The 1,047-nt window shown below is 33.7% G+C and carries 2 protein-coding genes; both read right to left on the bottom strand.

What is annotated here, in order from left to right:
* Nucleotides 1-94 precede the first annotated feature (94 nt).
* Complete coding sequence (locus tag CLOSYM_RS03890; RefSeq protein WP_021641040.1) at nt 95-649, bottom strand: hypothetical protein; 555 nt, start codon at nt 647-649, stop codon at nt 95-97.
* A gap of 12 nt (nt 650-661) precedes the next feature.
* The coding region (locus CLOSYM_RS03885) for a hypothetical protein (protein WP_021641039.1) at nt 662-1,047 on the bottom strand (386 nt) is incomplete at its 5' end.

Here is a 1,047-nt window from a genome sequence, read left to right as displayed (position 1 = left end):
TATGACTAGGGTCGAAAAGTGTGCAGGTTAAAGACCGGGTGTCTTAATGACACCCGGTCAGAGTACATCGCCCGGCGAAGCCGGGCGAATAATTCTAACTCTTAATCTTAATTATATCTATTTTTTGTTGTAATGCTTTGCATATTTTTGTTTTACATAAATTTGGATTAATCTGATTTAGCTCTGTAAGAAACTTTTCTGACACCTCCAATATTTGACATTTCAAATCCTGATACGGCATTACATAATTTAAAGGCTCAATGTGAGAAAACTGATATTTCTCAGTGATTATCAAATTATTGTTTTGACAAATATCGTCTACTGCAACATTGATAAAAACATTATTATCTCTCTTTGTAAAATCAATCCATCGGTTAACGGTTTCAATTTCCTTAAATGCAACATAATCTGATTCTGAGTCTAACAAAATTGCAACTAGCAATATTTTATCAAACCAATAATCTAACAATTCACTCCCCTCTTCGTCTTCCTTCAATTGATTCTCGTGATAGTATACCCCCTCTTGATGAGCTCCAAAAGATATCTGGAAAAAGCCCAAAATCTGATCATATTCATCATCGAATATTTTTGTTTGAATAGTACTCAATAGTTGAATGTCATCCACAATTCTAAATTTAATTTTAAACATTTAAATAATCACCTACTTTAATAATTCTAATAATTGTTGATATGTATATTTATAATCTCCAAATGCTGTCTTTATCCCTCCATTTTCCAACGCAATAGTCACATTCTCTCCGCCATAAGAAAATGTATATTGTCCTGAAGAGATTCCTTTTTCTAGTGCCTCTTTGTATCCTGCATTTACCGCATCCTCTATTTGTTTTTTGCTCCAATCTTTATTAAAGAAAGATTTATTCTCTAATTCTTTCACGACATCAGCCTTTGGCCTATTTTTTATCTGCTGAGCATAGCTGTTAGGATTATGACGGTTATTTATATGTTTTAATTTATTTTGAGATACCTGAGCCTCAGATTCCCCCTCACTCTTATCTCGATTCGCTTCCCCCCTTGCCTCACCTCTGG

It is taken from the genome of [Clostridium] symbiosum ATCC 14940 (genome assembly GCF_000466485.1).
In the GTDB taxonomy this organism is placed as follows: Bacteria; Bacillota; Clostridia; order Lachnospirales; family Lachnospiraceae; genus Otoolea; species Otoolea symbiosa.
The sequence above is the reverse complement of the archived record's forward strand: the minus strand, read 5'-3'. Positions and strand labels throughout refer to the sequence as shown.

Excerpts from the sequence above, each read along its gene's own strand:
- CLOSYM_RS03890 (WP_021641040.1), bottom strand. The coding sequence starts at position 649 with ATGTTTAAAATTAAATTTAGAATTGTGGATGACATTCAACTATTGAGT.